Below are 19,311 nucleotides of genomic sequence, written 5' to 3'. Positions count from 1 at the left end.
CGAACGTGATTTTATGAGGAGGAAGGTCCGAAACATCTTTTTCGTCGGCGTCGGCGGGATCGGCATGAGCGGTATCGCGGAGGTCCTTTTGAATCTCGGCTATCACATCAGCGGTTCCGACATCGCCCGGTCGGATACGACCGAGCGGCTGGAAGCACTTGGTGTTCGTGTGTTCTACGGGCACAGCGCGGAAAACCTGGAAGCGGCCGATGTGGTGGTCGTGTCCTCCGCCATAGACGGCGGAAACCCGGAAGTGGTCGAAGCCGGGAAAAGGAGCATTCCCGTTATTCCCCGGGCCGAAATGCTCTCGGAGCTTCTGAAGATGAAATTTTCAATCGCCGTTTCAGGATGCCACGGGAAAACCACCACCACATCGATGATCGCCACCATACTCGCATCAGGGGGGCTGGACCCGACGATGGTCATCGGAGGTAAACTGGCAAGTATCGGCGGAAACGCCCGGCTCGGTGACGGTGACATCATTGTCGCGGAAGCCGATGAAAGCGACGGTTCCTTTCTGAAATTATCCCCCTCCGTGGCGGTCATCACCAATATCGACAGGGAACACGTCGATCACTATCCAACGATGGGCGACATCAAGACGGCTTTCGCCGCCTTTGCCAATACTGTTCCTTTTTACGGTTCAACGATCCTCTGCGCCGATGATCCCAATGTCACGGATATCCTTCACCAGATCAAACGAAGAATCATTTCATACGGCTGTTCCGATGCATGCGATTTTCAGGCGACCGACATCAGCTTCGACGGGTTTGCCTCTTCCTATACCCTGTATTGCAGGGGGGAACGGGCTGGCGACATGGCGTTGCGGGTTCCTGGAATGTTCAATGTTTACAATTCACTGGCTGCGATCGCCGTGGCACGGGAACTCGATATGGATTATCGTGCCATCGAGAAAGGCCTGGCGGCGTTCAGCGGTGTTCAACGTCGCCTCGAAGTGCGGGGGAAAAAAGAGGGCGTCATGGTGGTCGACGATTACGGGCATCACCCCACGGAGATCAGGGCGACCCTCGCCGCGGCCCGCGAAGCATGGCGAAGCCGTATTATCGTCGTTTTTCAGCCGCACCGCTATACAAGGACCCAGGCCCTGTTCGATGACTTCGCCGGTGCTTTTTCAGATGCCGATATGGTGGTCCTGACGGACATCTACGCTGCCAGTGAGAAAGCGATCGAGGGGGTCAATTCCCGGAACCTCAGTGACCGGATGAGGGAGGCCGGGATGACCGACGTAAGATATATTTCCGACTTTGATGACATCGTTGCCTATCTGCGGACCGTGGCACAAAGCGGTGACGTCATCATGACCCTCGGTGCGGGAAATATCTGGGCCGTGGGCAAGAAGTTTCTTGAGCCAGGAGAAATGTCGTGATCGAAGCTTCGGTAAAACAGACGATCGAAGAGATCCTTCCCGGCCGGGTGCTGTTCAATGAGCCCATGGAGCGTCACACGTCCATGGGGGTGGGGGGAAAAACCGATGCCCTCGCCTTTCCCGCTGACAGGGAGGAGTTGGGAAAAATGCTCCGGTTCCTTGGATCGCGGGGGGTTTCTTTTCTGCCCGTGGGCAATTGCACGAATCTCATCGTCCGCGAGGGGGGGTACCAGGGTGTCCTGATATCGCTGCGGAAATTCGACGGTCTTCGCCTGCAGGGTGCCGGAAACGACCACCAGTACCTCCATGCAGAGTCGGGAGTTCCCCTTTTGCGGCTTGTTTCGTTCTGCCTGGATCATTCCCTTGAGGGAATGGAGTTCTGCGCCGGCATACCGGGCAGCGCGGGAGGGGCCGTCAGAATGAACGCCGGGGCCTGGGGAACGGAAATGAAAGACGTCGTTCATTCCGTGTTCCTTCTTGACGGTGACGGTACGGAACACGAAGTGGCCCGCCGGGACCTGGACTTTCAGTACCGGAACCTCGATATCCCGGACGGTATGATCGTGACGGCAGCGGTATTTATTCTGCGGCGGGGACGGAGAGACGAGATCGCCTCCAGGATCTCGGAAATCCTCATGCAGCGAAAATCGAAACACCCGGTCCAGTATGAAAGCGCGGGATCGATATTCAAGAATCAGGCGGGAAGGCCCGCCGGCAAACTGATTGAGGAAGCGGGATTGAAAGGACGGCGTGTGGGAAACGCCATGGTATCGGAAAAGCACGCGAACTTCATCGTGAACATCGGTGGGGCGAGAGCAAAGGATGTAACATCCCTCATCGAACTGGTGCGTGACGAGGTCTTTCGGAAAACACAGGTGTTGCTTGAACCGGAAGTCAGGGTGGTGGGTGATGAAGGTTGAGCGGTCGCTGAGAGCATCGGTGAAGACGAAAAAATACCGGGTGCAACGGCAGAAGGAGAAGATCACCGGGGAAGTGATGAAGACGGTGACCCTCATCGGCATTTCCGCCGTCATCGCGCTCCTCCTGGTATATTTCTATAATTTCGCCATGTGCGCCACGCTGTTCCGTCTGCATGACGCCGAAGTAAGGGGCTGCCGTCACGTCAGTGAGCAGGAAGTTATCGAACGGGCAGGCATCGTTCCTTCCATGAATATACTGCGGATCAATCCTTCAAAGATGGAGCGGCAGGTAAAGGCGAACCCCTGGGTGAAGGACGTGTCGGTGGGGAGAGAATTTCCCGACAGGCTGATCATTGAGATCGTCGAGCGGGAACCGGCGGCTCTGATCCGCAAAGAAGGGAGCCTCTTTATCCTGGACCGGGAGGGCGAAGTGTTCAAGGGACTGAAAAGCGATGACTCTGTTAATCTGCCGGTGCTTACCGGTATTCTTGAAAGGGGAGTGGCCGACAAGGCCCTGGTTCGGAAATGTTACAGCCTGATGCGGTGTCTCAGCGCCCGCGAGTCGTTTCCACAGATCGAGCATGTATCTGAAATTCAGGTGGATGAGCGGTTCGGTTTTACCCTGTACACAGACAACGGGTTGGTCCTCCAGCTCGGATTTGATGGATATGAAGATACGTTCTTCCGGCTCAGGAAAGTGCTTGCCGATCTTGCCGTCCGGGGTGACTCGGGGTCATCATACGCACGGATCGACCTGACGAATCCTGCACGGGTTACCGTTGCTCAGGGGCACGCACGGGTTCATCCGGATCCCAAGGGGGTACGGGAGAGGGATATTTAGGGAAGGTTTCACCGGGAATGGCACGAAGGGAAAACATAGTCGTCGGCCTGGACATGGGAACGACGAAGACCTGTGCGATCGTGGGAGAGATCACCGATTCGGGTATCGATATCGTGGGAATCGGGACCCATCCTTCCAAGGGTTTGCGCAAGGGGGTCGTGGTCAATATCGACAGTACCGTGGATTCGATCAAGCGTGCCGTGGAAGAAGCAGAACTCATGTCGGGCTATGAAATAAAATCGGTCTATACCGGTATAGCCGGCGGCCATATTCGCGGGCTGAACAGCCTCGGTATCGTTGCGGTCAAGGGAGGAGAGGTGGAGCCGGCCGACGTGAGGAGGGCCACCGACGCGGCGACGGCGATCGCGATACCCCAGGATAAACAGATCATTCACGTCCTTCCGCAGTACTACATTGTCGATGATCAGGACGGGATCAGGGAACCGATCGGCATGTCGGGAGTGCGCCTGGAGGCGAAGGTTCATGTGGTGATCGCCTCTATTACCTCTCTCCAGAACATCATCAAGTCAGTCAACCGCGTCGGCATTGATGTGAATGACATCATTCTGGAACCCATCGCCTCGGCCAGGGCGGTTTTGAGCCAGGACGAGATGGAGCTGGGGGTGGCGTTGATCGATATCGGCGGCGGAACGACGGATATCGCCGTCTACGCCGAAGGAAGCATCCAGCACACGGCGGTTCTTTCCCTGGGCGGAAACTATATCACGAACGACATTGCCGTGGGACTCAGGACACCCGCCGTCGAAGCGGAAAAGATAAAGATACAGTACGGATGTGCCTTCATACCGATGATTCCACAGGAAGAGATGATCGAAGTGCCCAGTGTCGGGGGCAGGGGACCGCGAAGAGTATCGCGACAGGTGCTCGGCGAGATCATAGAGCCGCGCCTGGAAGAAATCCTTGGACTGGCGCAGCGGGAGATCGTCAAATCGGGATATGACGATCTTCTCGGTGCCGGTGTGGTAATGACCGGAGGAACAGCAAACCTGCAGGGAGCCACCGAACTGGCGGAACAGATATTCAACACCCCGGTCCGCAAGGGGTGTCCCACCGGTGTGGGAGGAATAACAGATATTGTCGAAAATCCGCTCTATGCGACGGCTGTCGGCCTGGTCATCCACGGTACTGAAAGCCGGCACGGGGCGGCGGTCATCACCAGCGGCAGGAAAAAGGTGTTCAACAATGTCATGCAAAGGGCAAAAAGGTGGTTTGACGACTTTTTTTAGAGGGAGGGTTGCTCATGTTTGAATTAGTGGAAGGCGGCAGGGAGAACAACGCCAAGATCAAGGTTCTCGGTATCGGGGGAGGCGGCGGCAATGCCGTCAACATGATGATCTCCTATAGCCTTGCCGGTGTCGATTTCATTGCTGCCAATACAGACGCACAGTCACTGCAGGTGTCCAAGGCGCCGATCAAGGTCCAGCTCGGCGCTGAGGTCACCAAGGGACTGGGGGCCGGGTCGGATCCCGTCATTGGACGGGAAGCGGCGGTGGAATCGACGGAAGAGATCAGAAGGGTCCTCAACGGGGCCGACATGGTCTTTATCACCGCCGGCCTTGGAGGAGGAACGGGAACGGGCGGCGCGCCGGTTGTCGCGGAGATAGCGCGGGAACTGGGTGCGCTCACCGTCGCCGTGGTGACAAAACCTTTTCAATTTGAGGGAAAGCGCAGGGAACAGCAGGCGGAAGAAGGACTTCTTGTCCTGAAACAGGTGGTCGATACGCTCATCGTCATTCCCAATCAGCGCCTTCTCAGCGTCAGCGGACGAGAGATGTCACTTCTCGATGCCTTCAAAAAGGCTGACGACATCCTCTATCACGGAGTACAGGGGATCTCCGATCTCATTATGGTCCCGGGGCTCATAAATCTCGATTTCGCCGACGTGAAGAACATCATGTCCGGTATGGGGCTCGCCCTCATGGGAACGGGTATCGCCAGCGGCGAAAACCGGGCGGTGGAAGCGGCCCAGATGGCCATATCATCTCCGCTGCTCGAGGATAATTCCATTCAGGGCGCGCGGGGCGTTCTTCTCAGCGTGACCGGAGGTCCCGGCATGACCCTTTACGAGGTGAACGAAGCATCATCGCTGGTCCAGTCGGAAGCGCATGAGGACGCCAACATCATTTTCGGGACCGTTATCGATGAATCGATGGGGGATTCACTGCGCATCACCGTGATCGCAACCGGTTTCGGCATGCACGAACAGAAGCGGAAGGAAGATATCCCCATCGCGTCACCCGCCGGTATGACGAGGAGGGAAGACCTGTCGACACCCACCTTCATCCGGAACAGGAAGGACCGGGGCAGCGATAAGCAGGTCGTCGTGAAAATGGGAATGATCAACGATGACGAAATGTCGGATTATGAAACACCGGCCTTTCTGAGAAAACAGGCCGACTGAACCTGCAGGCATCCGGGTGGAACAGCAGCGTGCCGTCATCCGCCCGAAACGATGACCCTCCCTCCCCGGTCTGCCCTGCAGAGAAGATGAAGCCGTGATACCTATGGAACCGACGCCGTCTATGGCCCTATGACCCGGCGGCGGTGCCCGTTTTACCGTGACGTTCACAATAACAGCCCTTATAATATCCTGCTATATATCGGTCATCGCATCATCAGCAGTTGACAGAGAAAGCATTCTACGTTAGATTCCACAATGTAATGAAATCTCATTACTCTGGATTGCGCGGGGGAGATGGGTCATGACAAAGAGCGCTGAGGAAAAAAGACAGGAGACAAGAGAAAAGATCGTCGGTGCGGCCTGCGAGCTGTTCAGCCAGCACGGATATCACGACACCCAGGTCATGGACATTGTGAGGGCCGTCGGCATGTCGGCGGGGACGTTCTATAACTACTTCGTGGACAAGCGAGACCTCTTTGAGCAGATAACCATCGAAGGATTGAAGAACCTCAGGATCCACATCAAGATGCTGAGAAAACCCGTTGATATATGGGACAGGGAGGAGCGGATCACCATCATCAGGGAAACGCTGACGGCGATCTTCGATTACGTGGACGCCAACCCCCAGCAGCTCCTGATGCTTCTCCGGGGAAGCTTCGGTGTCGACAAGGAATTGAACATCAATGTATGGAATTACTTTTCCGGGTTTGCGGAGGATGTGGCCGAAGATATTCAGGACTGGATCAATGAGGGGGTCATTGAGGGCATCAGCCCGATCCTGTTCGGTCATGCCGCTCTCGGGATGTGCCTCCAACTCATTCACGGCTACCTGGTGGAAAACCGCATGGAGCGGGATGAGATCATCGAAAACCTGATACGGCTGATCCTCGCCATGTTCGAGACCTACCTCACGGAAAAGGGACGGGCGTTTACGGAATAAGCCGGAAACGGTGAAGATGGGCTTCGCGGCGAAACAACCGATGCCGGAAGGGGGAGTTCAGCGGAAAACAGGGAGGGAGCATGGGGACGGACCTTGACAGGCTTTTTTTTCGAGAGGATGCCGCCGATGATGCCGCGAAAGGCGTCCTGAACGTGGTGCGGCAGTGGGCCGAGAGGGAGGTCATATCCCGCCGGCAGGAATACCGGGAGCATTACGAAACACTGTTCCGGGAGAAACGAAAGAATCTCGAGCTTGACATCGGCCTCCAGCGGCTGACGCTTCCCGAGAACCGTGGTGGGTTCGGCTGGGACGGTACCACGGACTGTCCCCGAGTGACATCGGTCCTGCTCGAGACGGGGAAGGCCGATGCTGCAGAGGGATTCATGCTGGCCGTGACCTATGTGTTCCTTGCACTTCTGACCCGTGTGCCTGCTCAGAGCGAGAGGGCGCTCTCCTCTTTTGCCCCCCGTTACGGTGGGGAGGGCCTTCAAACCACGGCCCTGGTGCTTCCGGCAGCCGGCTTCTCCGACGTGGAAACGCCGCTGTTCGGCGGCCGGGCCATGACCGCAGTTCTTGAAACTGCCGGGAATGCGACCTCTCTTACCGGGCGGAACCTGAGACCCTGTGCCTGCGGTGCGATAGCGGATTCCTTCGGTATCGCGGCCGCCGATAAAGAGGGACGGGCGGTCTGGGCGGTCATCATCGATGGTGAGGGGGTCCAACGGGGACCGGAGGTGAGGACTACCGGCCTGAGCGCCTGCCGGAACGCCGAGATAACTCTGGAACGAATATCGGTACCTGAGGGATTCATCCTGGATCGGGAAGGAATACTTGAGGAAACGTACACGTTTCTGAATGCGTACCTTGGAGCGGTCAGCCTGGGCGCTGCCATGGATTTTTTTGAGATCCTGAACGACTGGTCAGAAAACAGGGTCATCAAAGGGGGGACCCCCATGAAGAATGATCAGCTCTGCGCCTCTGTTCTTGCCGATGTGGCGATGGAGATACTCCTTGGCCGGATACTCCTCTCGGAGCTGACGGGCATCATGGCTGCGCCGGAGCAGTGGGAGGGGGACCGTCTCGAAAAATTGTTCACCTATGGTCAGATAATCGGATCCCGGGTACAGTCAGCCGCCCTGAGGGCGATGAACCGCGGCATGGAACTCATGGGGTCGGCGGGGTACGCGAGGGAATGGCACGCGGAAAAACACTGGCGCGATATCAAGACCATACAGTCGATCGTTGCCGGCGTCGGCGCAGACGTTCCCGTAAAGATGCAGGCGGCCAGGTTCTTTTACGGAAGCCGGGGGGTGTGACCATGAAGCACTTCGAAGAGTTTTCAAAACCGGAAGAGTACATATCGCCCATGGACCGGCACCTCAGACGGGTGCTGAGGAACTGGGTTGAAAAGGAGGTAATGCCCCACCGGCGCGAGTATGATGAAGACTGGAAAGAGCATGCGCTGATCGAGCCGGTCTTTGATTCGCTCATGGGAAGGCTTGGCTTTCAAAAGGCCATGTTTCCTCCGGAATTCGGCGGCTGGGGACTGGGAAGGTCGGATTATCTCTTCAGGGCCGCCTACGCCATCAGTGAGGAGATCGGACGTGCCGACACGGGAATAGCTGTGGCCTTCGGCGTCACCTTCTGGCCTTTCTTTACGATCCTGATTGATCCTTATGAGAACAGCCGTCTTGCCGCAGAGTTCGCTCCACTGTTCTGCAATACGGATAAGGCCGTTTTCGCGGCCAATGCGATGACCGAACCCCAGGGTGGGGCTGACATAGAGAACCTGGGGCTGATACGGGGAAAAACCATCAGGACAACGGCACGACGTGACGGAGATGAATGGGTCATCAACGGCCATAAGCTGTGGCCTACCAATACGGGAGGTGTCTCGATTCTTTTCGGCGTTCCCTGTACCACCCGGCCCGGTTCCGATGATCCACGGGATTTTGCCTTCATTTTCGTTCCCGCCGACACCCCGGGGGTCACCCAGGGGGGGCCTTATGAAAAGGCGGGCATGGCGGCGGACAAGAACGGCGATATCTGGTTTGAAGATGTGAGGGTCCCTGCCTGGTACCGGGCGCACGGGCCGGGAACGGACGCCGAGGCGTTTTATCAGCTTATCTCCCTGGGACAGGTCGCGAGTGTCGCCTTTCTGACGGGTGCCATGATGAACCTCTATGAACGTCTCTCCGGGTTCGTTTCGGAGCGTACCTATAACAATCAACCCCTGAAGGAGCATGAAGCCGTGGCCGCCGTCATCGGTCGCATTGCCGGCGATATCGATATCTGCCGGATCCTGGGATATGAGGCAGCCATGATGGGAGACAGGCGGAACAAGCCGTACGGTGATCCCATCATATCGGAGCGGACCGTCGGTCGGATCAGGAACATCAAGGATTTCGTTTCCGACAGGGCGGTCGAGAATTTCGGTATTGCCATGGACGTCCTCGGTGCGTACGGTCCCGACAGGGACTGGGACATAGAAAAGCACTGGCGGGACATCAAGATCATACAACTCTGGATGGGCGGGAAACAGCTCTGCCAGATGGAAGCGGCGCGGTACTTCTTCAACTGTGCCACCCTGTAAGGAGAATTGTCATGACGGAAAGCGGGAACAGAGGGGTTATAGATGCCATGGACCGGGTTATCGGCCGGTTGCTCGAAAAACCGAACGTCAAGGAGAACCTCAGGATACTGCTCGCAAACATCGATCCGGAATCGGCACGCGGCCTGGTGCGGACAATGCTCTGGCGGGACGCCGAGGTGTTTCTCGGGGTGCTCGGAGCGTTGCCGTCCATCCTGAACGCTTTTATCAAGGGATATGATGAGATGCTCATACAGGTTCGGGAAAAGTTTCCGCCGGAACTGCTGCGGAGTTTCATGAGATCACTGGCGGAGGACATCGACCGGGAATCACTGTCGCGGGCCGAGGGCAACACGCGGGTCCTCATCGAAGAGTTGCTGCCCGTCGTCATGGAAGTGCTCCGGGAACAGGGTTCCGGCAGCGCATCGGGAGAGGAGGAACGACAGTCATGAACACCACCGTGGAGGAGAGGAAAAGCGGCGGCGTCCTGCAGGAACTGATCGACACTCCCTTCCTGAAGGATATCGTCAGGAATCAACTGAACACCATGAACTCCGAGGGGGGACGGGAGATAGTACGAACCTTTCTGTGGCAGGACACCGAAGTGATGCTCAACGTGCTCGCGGCGCTGCCGAAACTCGTCAATTGCGGCGCCGGCGCGGCGGCGGAACTGGGAAAACAGATACACGAGAAATTTCCTCCCGCGCTGTTGAAAGAGTTTCTCCGGAGCATCGGTGAGGAGATCGATACTGATGTGCTTCGGGAATGCGTCTCCACCTACGGGGCGATACTGCGGGACCTCTGGGAGGCTTCACCGGAGATACGCGGGGCCCTGGCAGAGCATTATGCTGTATTTCTGAAGGCCCTGCCGGAACTGAAAAAAATAGGGGGTGACGTTGCCGTGGATATGGGACCCCGGCTGATCGGCGGGGGCATCACCGTCGCGGCACGCTACATTAATGCCCTGCACGAGAGGGACCCCGGGCTGGTTGGAAAATGTGTCGCAGGCGTATTCGAAAGTATCGATCAAGAGGAAATGCGTTCGGCCCTGCAGGTACTGGTGAATGCCTTTCTTGATCAAAAGCCGGCCGTTCTGTCCATGGTCTTTGGTATCATCCGGGGACGGATCATGACCCGTTTCCGAAGGCGTTCATAGTCGCGGTTCCACCGTGGCATCCGGAATTCCCGCACATGGCGAAGCAGGAGAGGTGCATGGAAAGGGAAGAGAAGCACGAAGATCTGCACGACGAGGCGGCCCGGGTCATCCTGGGTGTTCTGAACACATCGGGGTTCAGGATGACGGTTGTGTCCGTCGTCAGGGGTTTCATCGGACAGTGGTCGAGGAAGGGCGGCCGGTCGGGACGCGCCCTCGCTTCTTTTGTCGACCGCCGCCTGGAACGGTATCAGCGGAAAAAACGTTCATCACCGACAGGAGGGGAAACCCTTCCTGCCGAAGTAGGTGCGTTCCTTTCCACCTGCGCCGGCCGCTACAACACTGAAACGGATGAAGAACGAACGGAACGGGTGAGGGTACGGCGGGAATGCATACGAGAGCTCATAGAACATGCCGACTTCGGTGAGATCCGCGAGGCCGTGGAACGGTCCCGCAGTGAGGCGACCGAGACCGTCGCCGCCCTCAACGACGTCCTCTGGAAGTATCCGGCAAAGGTGGCAAGCATTCTTTCCCTTTTTCCCGAAACGGCGAACATTTCCATGCAGGCAGGTCGCGAACTGCTCAGGCCCGTTGAGAACAAGGTGGGTCCGGACCTTCTGGCCGATCTGGGTCTTTCCCTGCTCAGGAAAGTTGACGGGCGGCAGGCGGCTGAATGCCTGAACGCCGTGTGTGAGCTCATCAGGCGCTTTCACACGGGAAGCCTCCTTCTGGGAAAGGGGGGAAGACCGCTCCTTGAATTATACTGCACGGATATCCTGAAAGATGCCGTGGAAGATATCGATACGGAATTATACTGCAAGGCGCGGGCGGCCATCGCTCAGGAAAGGGCTTCCCTCATCAGGGCCCGTTGTGAGGCCTTGCTGTCAAAGCCTGAACTGGTAACCGCTCTCATCGCGAACCTGCCGTCGGAGGTCAATCCGGCCTTACAGGGCATGACACAACGGGTCGGCATGCTCGAAGAGTTCGAGGATGAAGAACTGGCGGAAGCACTGACTCGGGTCGTTTCGGATATTGACACGGGCGAGATCGCCGAATACCTGAACACCTGGATCCGGCTTATCAACCGGGTTCATGATGTCTGTCCCGACCTTCCGCGGTCATTCGCCGACGGACTTGTCGCTTCCCTCGACCACGAGGATGCGGGAAAGGCATTGGGGTGGATCTTTCGTGAACTGCTGGAGCCCCTGGCGGCACCGCTGGCCCCCCCACTGCTCCACCTGCTCTGTGACATACTGGAAAAGGCCGGCGGACACGAAAACCGAGAGTATCATGAGGCTTTTGACCGGCTGGCGCGGCTGATGGCGGAAAGGGGAATGCCTCATGATTGATACTTTCAGGACCATGGCCCGGACCCTCAACAATCCCTTTGTCGAGAAATGGAAGGGATCGGGTGGAAAGGTGATCGGCTTTCCCTGTACCTACCTTCCGGAAGAGATCATTCACGCGGCGGGCATGCTGCCCTTCCGGTTCCGTGGTGTCGGCACAACGTCCCTTTCCGTGGGCGACACGTACTTCGGTCCCGTGATATGCAGTTTTCCGAAATGTATACTGCAACTGGCGGGAGAGGGGCGGTATGAATTCCTGGACGGCGCCGTTATTGTCCCGGGATGTGATTCGATGAGGAGGCTTGATGAATGCTGGAGAAAGGCGGGTGAAGATTATCAGGGAAGTCTGCCGGGCTATTTTCATTACTTCGGCGTGCCGCACAAGGTGACCGATTACAGCATCTCCTGGTTTGAAGAGGAAACGGTGATCTTCAAGGAGAGCCTCGAACAATATTTTGATCTGACGATCACCGATGACGCCGTTGCCGAAGCGATAGGGCTTTATAACGGAATTCGCCGTCTGCTCTGCAGGATGGACCGGCTGAGAACGGGCGATACAGTCCTTCTCTCGGGAAGCGATGCACTGGCTGTGCTGGTGGCGGGTTCCGCCATGCCCCGGGGTTCATACCGCGAGCTGCTTGAAGGAACTCTGGACTCCCTGGAAAGAGAAGCTCGGGATATTTCGGAGGGGAGGAAGCGGCTCATGCTGGTTGGGAGTGTCAACGATGATGTCGGTTTCATGGATGTCATCGAAGATTCGGGAGGTCTCATCGTTGCGGATACGCTCTGTTTCGGTTTCCGGTCCTACGCCGACCTGGTGGATGAGAGTGATGAACCGCTGAAAGCGCTGACCCGTCGCTACCTGCAGCATTCCTATTGCCCCCGCATGTTCGGCTATTATAAGGACAGATTGCAGGTTTTGCGAAGGCGGATTCGCGAGGCCCGGGTCGACGGGGTCATCCTTCAGAATATCCGGTTCTGCGACCTTCACGGTTCTGAGAACGGGATATTCGAGCGTGACCTCGAGGCGGAGGGGGTTCCCTGCATGAGGATAGAACGTGAGTACGGCCCTCTTGTCGAAACGGGCCGGCTCAAGATGCGGATCGATGCTTTCATGGAGCGGCTGGGTTAGCGTCCGTCATTGTAGAAAACGGGTGTCGTACAGCAGTCGTGGATCTCGACGGGATGTACTGACACCGGGAAGGATCGATGAAACAGGAAACAAAGGAATATCAGTACGACTGGATATTATGGACTATCATCGAGAATGCGTCGGTGACCCACGACGGCAGCGTGAAGGAATATGAATCGCTGCTCACCCTGATCCCCCACTTCAGGGAGGCCCTCGATGAGATAATACGCCAGGGTGAGGCGGGTATCTGTCTGATGAAACTGATGGCCCGTTACCTGAAGCGGTGCCTGACGGCTCATGATGAAGGCAGAAAGGTCGCCTTCACCACCTTCTGTTTCTCCACCCCGGTTCTGTATGCCTTTGACGTGGTTCCCATCGTCGTGGAGGCGATGACCGTCCTGGGGACGTTCATCTTCAAGCGGGGAACCGGTGAATTCCTCGATTATTGCTCCGAGGTGGGTTTTACGGAGACATCGTGCTCCTCCCAGCGCGGGGCGCTGGGTGCGTATCTGGCGGGACTGGGGGTCCGGCCTGATTTCATCGTCTGCGATTCTCCCGGCATTTGCGATACCAATGCGAATTCCTATGCCTTCGCGTCGGCCTATCTCGACATCCCTTTCTTCCAGTTGAATCACCCGCCGACATTGGCCGATGAGCGTGCGCGACGCTACCATCAGGCCGATTTCAGGTGCCTTGTCTCGTTCCTCGAGGAACAGACGAAAAAGACGCTCGATATCGACCGGCTTCGTGAGGTTCTTGAGGAAGTTCGGAAACAGGACGAGCTCATCTGTGAACTGACGGAATTTCAGCGGCTCACGCCGAGCCCCGTTCCCAACATATTTAATCTCTTTCTGTATTCGGGGACCTTTCTGATGAGCGGCACCAGTGATTTCACCGAGCTTCTGGAACTGATGCTCGAACGGGTGCGGGAGAACGCTGCCCGTGGCGTTGCGGGTTCACGGTCCGGCGGGGAGCGGGTACGGGGATTTTTCTCATACATAGACCACTACACGACGGACCTGCGCTTCTGGCGCTGGCTGGAATCGCGTGAAATAGCCCACCTGGGATGTATTCTCAGTTCCTTCTGGCAGGAGGATGCCATCTATGCCGCTGGACGGACCGAGGCCGCCTACGCCGTCCGCACCGATTCGGTCGATGCCATGATCGATTCCCTGGCGGCCCAGATGTCGCGGATGCCCATGGTCAAATCCATACGCGGACCGTACGATGCGCCGCACATGTGGCTGGATGACACGATGCTGTTCACCCGCCTTCTGAAGGCCGATTTCGTTGCCTACATCGGGACCATGGGATGCAGGAATACCTGGGGGATGGTGAAGCTCCTGGCCCGTGATCTGGAGCGCCGTGGAATACCGACCCTCATCCTCTATGCCGATGCCTTCGACGACCGGATCCAGTCATGGGAAGCGGTGACGGATCGGATCGGTGAGTTTCTCCATCTCCGCGGCTTGACGTCCGGTGAACCCGGTCTGGTAAGCAGCGGATAACATGCGGTTGAAGGGAAAGAACGGTATGGAAAAGGAAACTATAGCGTTGGAAGTCCTGACGGGGATGGCACTGGACGCCTCCCGCGTTCTCGTGGAACGGCAGCGGGCCATTGATGCGTTGACCCTGTTCCACGAACAGGCCCTCGGTTCCCTGAAAAAAATCGAACGAACAACGGACCTGCAGATTCTGAAGGAACGATGCCGGCTCTACGTGCGGAGGATCACGGACGGCGCAGCGATCAGCATGACCCTGTAGGGAGAAGCGTGAAACAGGAAACGACGGAATACAATTATGACTGGATGCTCTGGAGCATCCTTGAGAACGCTGCCGGAAGCGATGATGGAACCGCAAAGGAATACAGAGCTCTTATTTCCCTGGTCCCCCATTTCAGAGAGGTTCTCGATGCGCTGGTGCGGTGCGGGCGGGAGGGCGTTCTTCTCCTGAAACTTCTTGCCCGGTACCTGCGGCAGTGTATCGAAGCGAAAGAACGGGGAAAAAGAATAGCCCTCACATCTTTCTGCGTCGCCACACCGATCCTCTATGCCTTTGACGTGGTCCCGATGTGCCTGGAAGCGCTCACCGTTCTGGGAACGTTCGTCCTCAGGCGGGGAACGGCCGAGTACCTTGATTACTGCTGCGAGGTCGGATTTACGGAAACATCCTGTTCCGCTCAGAGGGGGGCCCTGGGGGCCGTCCTTGCCGGCCTTGCCGTGCGGCCCGATTTCATTGTCTGCGATTCACCGGGTATCTGTGACACCAATGCCAATTCCTTCGCCTTTGCCGGGGCGTACCTTGATGTACCGTTCTTTCAGTTGAACTATCCGCCGACACTTGCTGATGAGCGGGCGAACGCATATCACCACCGCGATTTCCGGCATCTCATATCCTTTCTCGAAGAACAGACGGGCCGGACGCTTCAGGAAACAGTCCTGTCCGATATCCTGCAGGAGACCCGTATACAGGATGAGATCTCCTGCGAGCTCATGGAACTCCAGAGACTTGTTCCCGCCCCCGCCCCCGGCATCTATGATCTGATGCTCTACGGGGGAAAATTCATGATGGGAGGAACCCCTGAGTACACCGAACTCCTGCGGTCCATGGTGAAAAGGGCACGTGAGAACGCGAAACGGGGGATCGCGGGCACCACCACGGGAAGAGAACGGGCACGGGGGCTCTTCTGTTATATCGATCATTACACGACGGACATGCGCTTCTGGAGCTGGCTGAATGACCACGACATAACCCATCTCGGGTCCATGCTCTTTACCTTTTGGCAGGAGGATGCCTGCTACGCCCGCGGCCGCGAGGAAGAGGGATACCGGATCGAAACAGGGACACTTGATGACATGATAGGTTCCCTGGCCGGCCAGATGTCGCGGATGCCCATGGTGAAACAGATCAGGGGGCCCTACGATGCCCCTCACATGTGGCTTGATGATACCATTTGTGCAGCGCGCCTTTTCAAAGCCGACTTCGTGGCCTATATCGGTACCATGGGGTGCAGGAACACCTGGGGGATGGTGAAGCTGCTGGCCCGCGATCTTGAGCGCCTGGGTATTCCCGCGCTCGTTCTGTACGCGGATGCCTTTGACGACCGGATACAGTCCTGGGAGGCCATAACGGACAGGATCGAAGAATTCATTCACCTGCGGAGGATCGGCGTATGATCGTGGCGGGATGTGACGTGGGGTCACTCACGGCAAAGGCGGTTATTCTGAATGAGCGAAAAATACTCGGGGCGGCGATGATCAGATCACGGGCGCGACCTGAGGACTCGGCACTGGCCGTCATGGAAGAGGCGCTCGGCACTGCCGGTCTGTCGAAGGATTCCATCAGTTACTGTGTGGGTACGGGGTACGGAAGGGACCGAATACCTTTCGTACAGAGGGCCGTTTCGGAAATAAGCTGCCATGGAACGGGGGCGCGCTGGGTGCTCCCGTCGGTGAGAACGGTGATCGATATCGGCGGCCAGGACTGCAAGGCAATGAAAATGGACAGTGACGGCAGGATCGTCAAGTTCATCACGAACGACAAGTGTGCCGCGGGAACGGGAAGGTTCCTGGAAGTGATGGCCGATGTCCTGGGACTGCCGATCGATCAGTTGGGACCGCTGTCGGCGCGGTCACGGCGGCCGCTGTCGCTGGCATCAACCTGTACGGTGTGGGCACAGGCGGAGGTCATTCATCACCTGAATGCCGGGGCATCGATCGAGGATGTCGCCGCCGCCGTGAACCAGGCAATGGCGAACCGGGTGGCCATACTTGCCAATAGTGTCGGTGTCGAGCGGGAGGTATGCATGTCGGGCGGCGTGGCGAAAAATACCGCTGTTGTGGCCGCCCTTGAGGGACTGCTTGGAATACGAATGAAGCGTCACCGGATCGATCCCCAGCTCATCGGTGCCCTGGGAGCCGCCGTTGAGGCACAGAAAAGCGCAAGGAGTGCACAATGATCACCGCGGGATGTGATATCGGTTCTCTCACCGCCAAGGCCGTCATACTTGACTCCGATACCATCGCCGCGTCAGCGGTGATACGCTCGAAACCGCAACCGGAGGATTCGGCCGTCGACGTCATGAGGAAGGTCCTTGAAAAAGCGGGTTTGGAGCGACATCGGGTGGAACGCTGCTTCGGCACGGGATACGGCAGGAACAGGATCCCCTTTGCCGATGACGTGGAGTCGGAAATCCTCTGCCACGGGACGGGTGCCATATGGCTGCTTCCTTCGGTGCGCATGGTTATCGACGTGGGAGGTCAGGACGCCAAGGCCATGCGTATGGATGACAAGGGGAACATCCTGCGCTATGTCTATAACGATAAATGCGCCTCCGGAACGGGACGGTTCCTTGAGATCATGGCGAACGCACTCGACATCGACTTTGAAGAGATGGGCACACCGGCGTATCGATCGTCGAACCCCGTTGGTATCTCAAATCAATGCGTCGTATTCGCTGAGACAGAGATCATCTCACTGGTCAACGCGGGGCGCGACATCCCCGATATCGTCAGCGGTCTTCACCGTGCCATGGCGCATCGCATTGCATCCCTCGCACGGGGGATCGATCCGGAGGAAGACATCACGATGACCGGCGGTGTGGCGAAGAATGAGGGTATGTTCTCCGCCCTTCAGGAGGCGATCGGATTGCAGGTGCAACGGGTGCCCTGCGATCCTCAGATCGTGGGGGCCCTGGGCGCGGCCGTCCTGGCCGCCCGGACCGGATAGTGCGACCGCTCCGGGCGAGGAAATGTGCCATGAACGAGATCAAGACAATAGCGGTTTGCGGCAAGGGCGGTGTCGGGAAGACGTCGCTGGCGGCGCTGCTGGTGGCCGAAATGTCGCGGGAATTGCGGAAAAGGATCCTTGCCATCGACGCCGACCCTGCATCGGGACTGGCCCTGTCTCTCGGGGTGACCGTGCTGAAAACCATTGATGATATACGCCGGGAAATTGTCGGCAGGCTCCGCGAAAGGGCCGGCGACGACAGGTCGGTCGTCTCGGAATTACTTGATTATGAGGTATTTCACGCATTGGCGGAAGGAAGCAATACGGCGCTTCTCGCGATCGGGAGACCGGAGGATGCCGGGTGCTACTGCAGAGTGAACGCGTTGCTCAGGGATATCATCGCCGACCTGGCGGAGAACTTCGATATCGTCGTCATAGATGGAGAAGCAGGGGTGGAGCAGATAAACAGGAGAGTGATGGAACGGGTCGACTATCTCCTGATCGTTTCGGACCTTTCGGCGAAGGGCATCGCCGTTTCCAGGACCATATGGCACCTCATTCATGATAACCGTGCCCTGAGTCCCCGGGGAGTCGGTCTGGTTCTGAACAGGGGACGCAGCGACAGGGAAGTGTCCGAAGTCTTGCGCGACAGCCCCGTCGAGTTGCTTGGATGGATTCCCGAGGACGAGCATATCAGGAATCTGGACATATCGGGAACACCCCTTACAGAAATCCCCCGCACGGCCCCCTCCATGACGGTCGTCAGGAACATCCTGCACAGACTGTCAATCGGTTACTGAAACGTTCACATCCGCCATTGATAAAAAAAGTGGTTCTTCTCCCATTTCGGTGCAGAAAAGTGGTTAAGGTGTTAAGGGTTCGAGGGGTCAAGGGTTCACGGCAACTTTTTCGGAGGTAAGCCTAAAAATCAAACATAATGATTCATAATAGCGGCATCATCCGGTATAAACAAGGGACCGGGAGGATCATCGCGTGTCGAAAGAACACGTGATTTAGCAACTTCAGGAACAAGGAGAGCGGAGATGAAACGTTCGGTACGGAACGGCAGAAAAGGCGGGAACGAATTGGACGGCCGGATCAGGGAAAGCGTCCTTGCCTCGTCGATCAACGGATTGGCGATCGGGACGCTTGAAGGTACCGTTACATACGTGAACGAGGCGGCCCTCAGCCTGTTTGGTTATGAAGAAGAAGAGATAATCGGCCGGTCGGCGTTCATTTTCGCGGAATCACAGGAAGAAGCGGCCCGTGCCTTCAACACGCTTCATAACGAGGGGCAGTGGATGGGGGAGATTGCCGGGAGAAGGAAAGACGGGTCGATCATCAATGTTCACCTTTCGGCGAACCTCGTGACCGATGAAGAGGGCCGGCCGCTGTGCATGATGTGCTCCTTCATTGATATAACCGAGCGGAAAATGATGGAAGAAGAGCTTCGCATCAAGGATAACGCCATCGCTTCCTCGATCAACGGTATCGCCATCGGCGGCCTGGACGGGACGATCACTTCCGTTAATGAAGCGGCGGTGAGATTGTGGGGTGGCGACGATCCGGCCGAGCTGATCGGTCAGTCCGCCGTGAAATTCGCCCAGTCGGAAGATGAAGCGCTTGAGATCATTCAAACCGTTCTTAATGAAGGGGGCTGGGAAGGCGAGGTTTCCGGTATAAAAAAACAGGGAGAAGCATTCGTGGCCTATCTGTCGGCGAGCCTGGTGAGGAACGAGAGGGGCGAGCCGGTCTGCATGATGTGTTCCTTTGTGGACATTACGGAGCGCAAGCGGATGGAGGAGGAGCTCCGGATCAGGAACGACGCCATCGCGTCCTCCCTGAACGGTAT

At 57.3% G+C, this 19,311-nt stretch carries 19 protein-coding genes; all 19 read left to right on the top strand.

Features of this window, described 5'->3' with window-relative positions:
* Positions 1-13: 13 nt before the first annotated feature.
* On the top strand, positions 14-1,387 hold the full coding sequence (locus JXO48_04070) for a UDP-N-acetylmuramate--L-alanine ligase (GenBank protein ID MBN2283047.1): 1,374 nt from the start codon (positions 14-16) through the stop codon (positions 1,385-1,387).
* Positions 1,384-2,307: a UDP-N-acetylmuramate dehydrogenase gene (gene murB / locus JXO48_04065; protein MBN2283046.1), complete on the top strand. Its 924-nt coding sequence runs from the start codon at positions 1,384-1,386 to the stop codon at positions 2,305-2,307. The genes JXO48_04070 and murB overlap by 4 nt, the downstream gene beginning before the upstream one ends.
* Positions 2,297-3,148 (top strand): FtsQ-type POTRA domain-containing protein, encoded by an 852-nt coding sequence (locus JXO48_04060; GenBank protein ID MBN2283045.1) that lies wholly within the window; start codon positions 2,297-2,299, stop codon positions 3,146-3,148. The genes murB and JXO48_04060 overlap by 11 nt, the downstream gene beginning before the upstream one ends.
* 17 nt (positions 3,149-3,165) lie before the next feature.
* Positions 3,166-4,395, top strand: coding sequence for a cell division protein FtsA (gene ftsA, locus JXO48_04055; GenBank protein MBN2283044.1), 1,230 nt, complete (start codon positions 3,166-3,168; stop codon positions 4,393-4,395).
* Between the two features lie 14 nt (positions 4,396-4,409).
* Positions 4,410-5,570, top strand: coding sequence for a cell division protein FtsZ (gene ftsZ, locus JXO48_04050; protein MBN2283043.1), 1,161 nt, complete (start codon positions 4,410-4,412; stop codon positions 5,568-5,570).
* 301 nt (positions 5,571-5,871) lie between these two features.
* The gene (locus JXO48_04045) at positions 5,872-6,510 is read left to right on the top strand and encodes a TetR/AcrR family transcriptional regulator (protein MBN2283042.1); all 639 of its coding nucleotides are present in this window, start codon (positions 5,872-5,874) and stop codon (positions 6,508-6,510) included.
* Between the two features lie 80 nt (positions 6,511-6,590).
* Positions 6,591-7,826, top strand: a complete 1,236-nt coding sequence (locus JXO48_04040) for an acyl-CoA/acyl-ACP dehydrogenase (GenBank protein ID MBN2283041.1) — start codon at positions 6,591-6,593, stop codon at positions 7,824-7,826.
* 2 nt (positions 7,827-7,828) lie between these two features.
* Entirely contained in the window at positions 7,829-9,103 is a 1,275-nt protein-coding gene (locus JXO48_04035) for an acyl-CoA/acyl-ACP dehydrogenase (protein MBN2283040.1), read from the top strand.
* An 11-nt stretch (positions 9,104-9,114) separates the two neighbouring features.
* Entirely contained in the window at positions 9,115-9,552 is a 438-nt protein-coding gene (locus tag JXO48_04030; GenBank protein MBN2283039.1) for a hypothetical protein, read from the top strand.
* Positions 9,549-10,256, top strand: coding sequence for a hypothetical protein (locus JXO48_04025; protein ID MBN2283038.1), 708 nt, complete (start codon positions 9,549-9,551; stop codon positions 10,254-10,256). Before JXO48_04030 ends, JXO48_04025 begins: the two co-directional genes overlap by 4 nt.
* A gap of 56 nt (positions 10,257-10,312) precedes the next feature.
* The gene (locus JXO48_04020) at positions 10,313-11,602 is read left to right on the top strand and encodes a hypothetical protein (protein MBN2283037.1); all 1,290 of its coding nucleotides are present in this window, start codon (positions 10,313-10,315) and stop codon (positions 11,600-11,602) included.
* Positions 11,595-12,731: a 2-hydroxyacyl-CoA dehydratase gene (locus JXO48_04015; protein MBN2283036.1), complete on the top strand. Its 1,137-nt coding sequence runs from the start codon at positions 11,595-11,597 to the stop codon at positions 12,729-12,731. The genes JXO48_04020 and JXO48_04015 overlap by 8 nt, the downstream gene beginning before the upstream one ends.
* A gap of 77 nt (positions 12,732-12,808) precedes the next feature.
* A complete protein-coding gene (locus JXO48_04010; GenBank protein ID MBN2283035.1) occupies positions 12,809-14,239 on the top strand; it encodes a 2-hydroxyacyl-CoA dehydratase in 1,431 nt (476 codons plus the stop codon).
* Between the two features lie 25 nt (positions 14,240-14,264).
* Entirely contained in the window at positions 14,265-14,495 is a 231-nt protein-coding gene (locus JXO48_04005) for a hypothetical protein (protein MBN2283034.1), read from the top strand.
* Between the two features lie 8 nt (positions 14,496-14,503).
* A complete protein-coding gene (locus JXO48_04000; GenBank protein ID MBN2283033.1) occupies positions 14,504-15,907 on the top strand; it encodes a 2-hydroxyacyl-CoA dehydratase in 1,404 nt (467 codons plus the stop codon).
* Positions 15,904-16,689, top strand: coding sequence for a 2-hydroxyglutaryl-CoA dehydratase (locus tag JXO48_03995; GenBank protein MBN2283032.1), 786 nt, complete (start codon positions 15,904-15,906; stop codon positions 16,687-16,689). Before JXO48_04000 ends, JXO48_03995 begins: the two co-directional genes overlap by 4 nt.
* Positions 16,686-17,459 (top strand): 2-hydroxyglutaryl-CoA dehydratase, encoded by a 774-nt coding sequence (locus JXO48_03990; GenBank protein ID MBN2283031.1) that lies wholly within the window; start codon positions 16,686-16,688, stop codon positions 17,457-17,459. Before JXO48_03995 ends, JXO48_03990 begins: the two co-directional genes overlap by 4 nt.
* A 29-nt stretch (positions 17,460-17,488) precedes the next feature.
* Positions 17,489-18,259 (top strand): AAA family ATPase, encoded by a 771-nt coding sequence (locus tag JXO48_03985; protein ID MBN2283030.1) that lies wholly within the window; start codon positions 17,489-17,491, stop codon positions 18,257-18,259.
* 243 nt (positions 18,260-18,502) lie between these two features.
* The coding region (locus JXO48_03980) for a PAS domain-containing protein (protein ID MBN2283029.1) at positions 18,503-19,311 on the top strand (809 nt) is incomplete at its 3' end.

It is taken from the genome of Deltaproteobacteria bacterium (genome assembly GCA_016933965.1).
Lineage (GTDB): Bacteria > Desulfobacterota > Syntrophia > Syntrophales > UBA2210 > JAFGTS01.
This window is presented reverse-complemented; position numbering and strand designations above follow the sequence as displayed.

Excerpts from the sequence above, each read along its gene's own strand:
- JXO48_04070 (MBN2283047.1), top strand. The coding sequence starts at position 14 with ATGAGGAGGAAGGTCCGAAACATCTTTTTCGTCGGCGTCGGCGGGATC.
- ftsA (MBN2283044.1), top strand. The coding sequence starts at position 3,166 with ATGGCACGAAGGGAAAACATAGTCGTCGGCCTGGACATGGGAACGACG.
- JXO48_04040 (MBN2283041.1), top strand. The coding sequence starts at position 6,591 with ATGGGGACGGACCTTGACAGGCTTTTTTTTCGAGAGGATGCCGCCGAT.
- JXO48_04015 (MBN2283036.1), top strand. The coding sequence starts at position 11,595 with ATGATTGATACTTTCAGGACCATGGCCCGGACCCTCAACAATCCCTTT.
- JXO48_04030 (MBN2283039.1), top strand. The coding sequence starts at position 9,115 with ATGACGGAAAGCGGGAACAGAGGGGTTATAGATGCCATGGACCGGGTT.
- ftsZ (MBN2283043.1), top strand. The coding sequence starts at position 4,410 with ATGTTTGAATTAGTGGAAGGCGGCAGGGAGAACAACGCCAAGATCAAG.
- JXO48_04045 (MBN2283042.1), top strand. The coding sequence starts at position 5,872 with ATGACAAAGAGCGCTGAGGAAAAAAGACAGGAGACAAGAGAAAAGATC.
- JXO48_03985 (MBN2283030.1), top strand. The coding sequence starts at position 17,489 with ATGAACGAGATCAAGACAATAGCGGTTTGCGGCAAGGGCGGTGTCGGG.
- JXO48_04020 (MBN2283037.1), top strand. The coding sequence starts at position 10,313 with ATGGAAAGGGAAGAGAAGCACGAAGATCTGCACGACGAGGCGGCCCGG.
- JXO48_04025 (MBN2283038.1), top strand. The coding sequence starts at position 9,549 with ATGAACACCACCGTGGAGGAGAGGAAAAGCGGCGGCGTCCTGCAGGAA.
- JXO48_04060 (MBN2283045.1), top strand. The coding sequence starts at position 2,297 with ATGAAGGTTGAGCGGTCGCTGAGAGCATCGGTGAAGACGAAAAAATAC.
- JXO48_04035 (MBN2283040.1), top strand. The coding sequence starts at position 7,829 with ATGAAGCACTTCGAAGAGTTTTCAAAACCGGAAGAGTACATATCGCCC.
- JXO48_04010 (MBN2283035.1), top strand. The coding sequence starts at position 12,809 with ATGAAACAGGAAACAAAGGAATATCAGTACGACTGGATATTATGGACT.
- JXO48_03990 (MBN2283031.1), top strand. The coding sequence starts at position 16,686 with ATGATCACCGCGGGATGTGATATCGGTTCTCTCACCGCCAAGGCCGTC.
- JXO48_04005 (MBN2283034.1), top strand. The coding sequence starts at position 14,265 with ATGGAAAAGGAAACTATAGCGTTGGAAGTCCTGACGGGGATGGCACTG.
- JXO48_03995 (MBN2283032.1), top strand. The coding sequence starts at position 15,904 with ATGATCGTGGCGGGATGTGACGTGGGGTCACTCACGGCAAAGGCGGTT.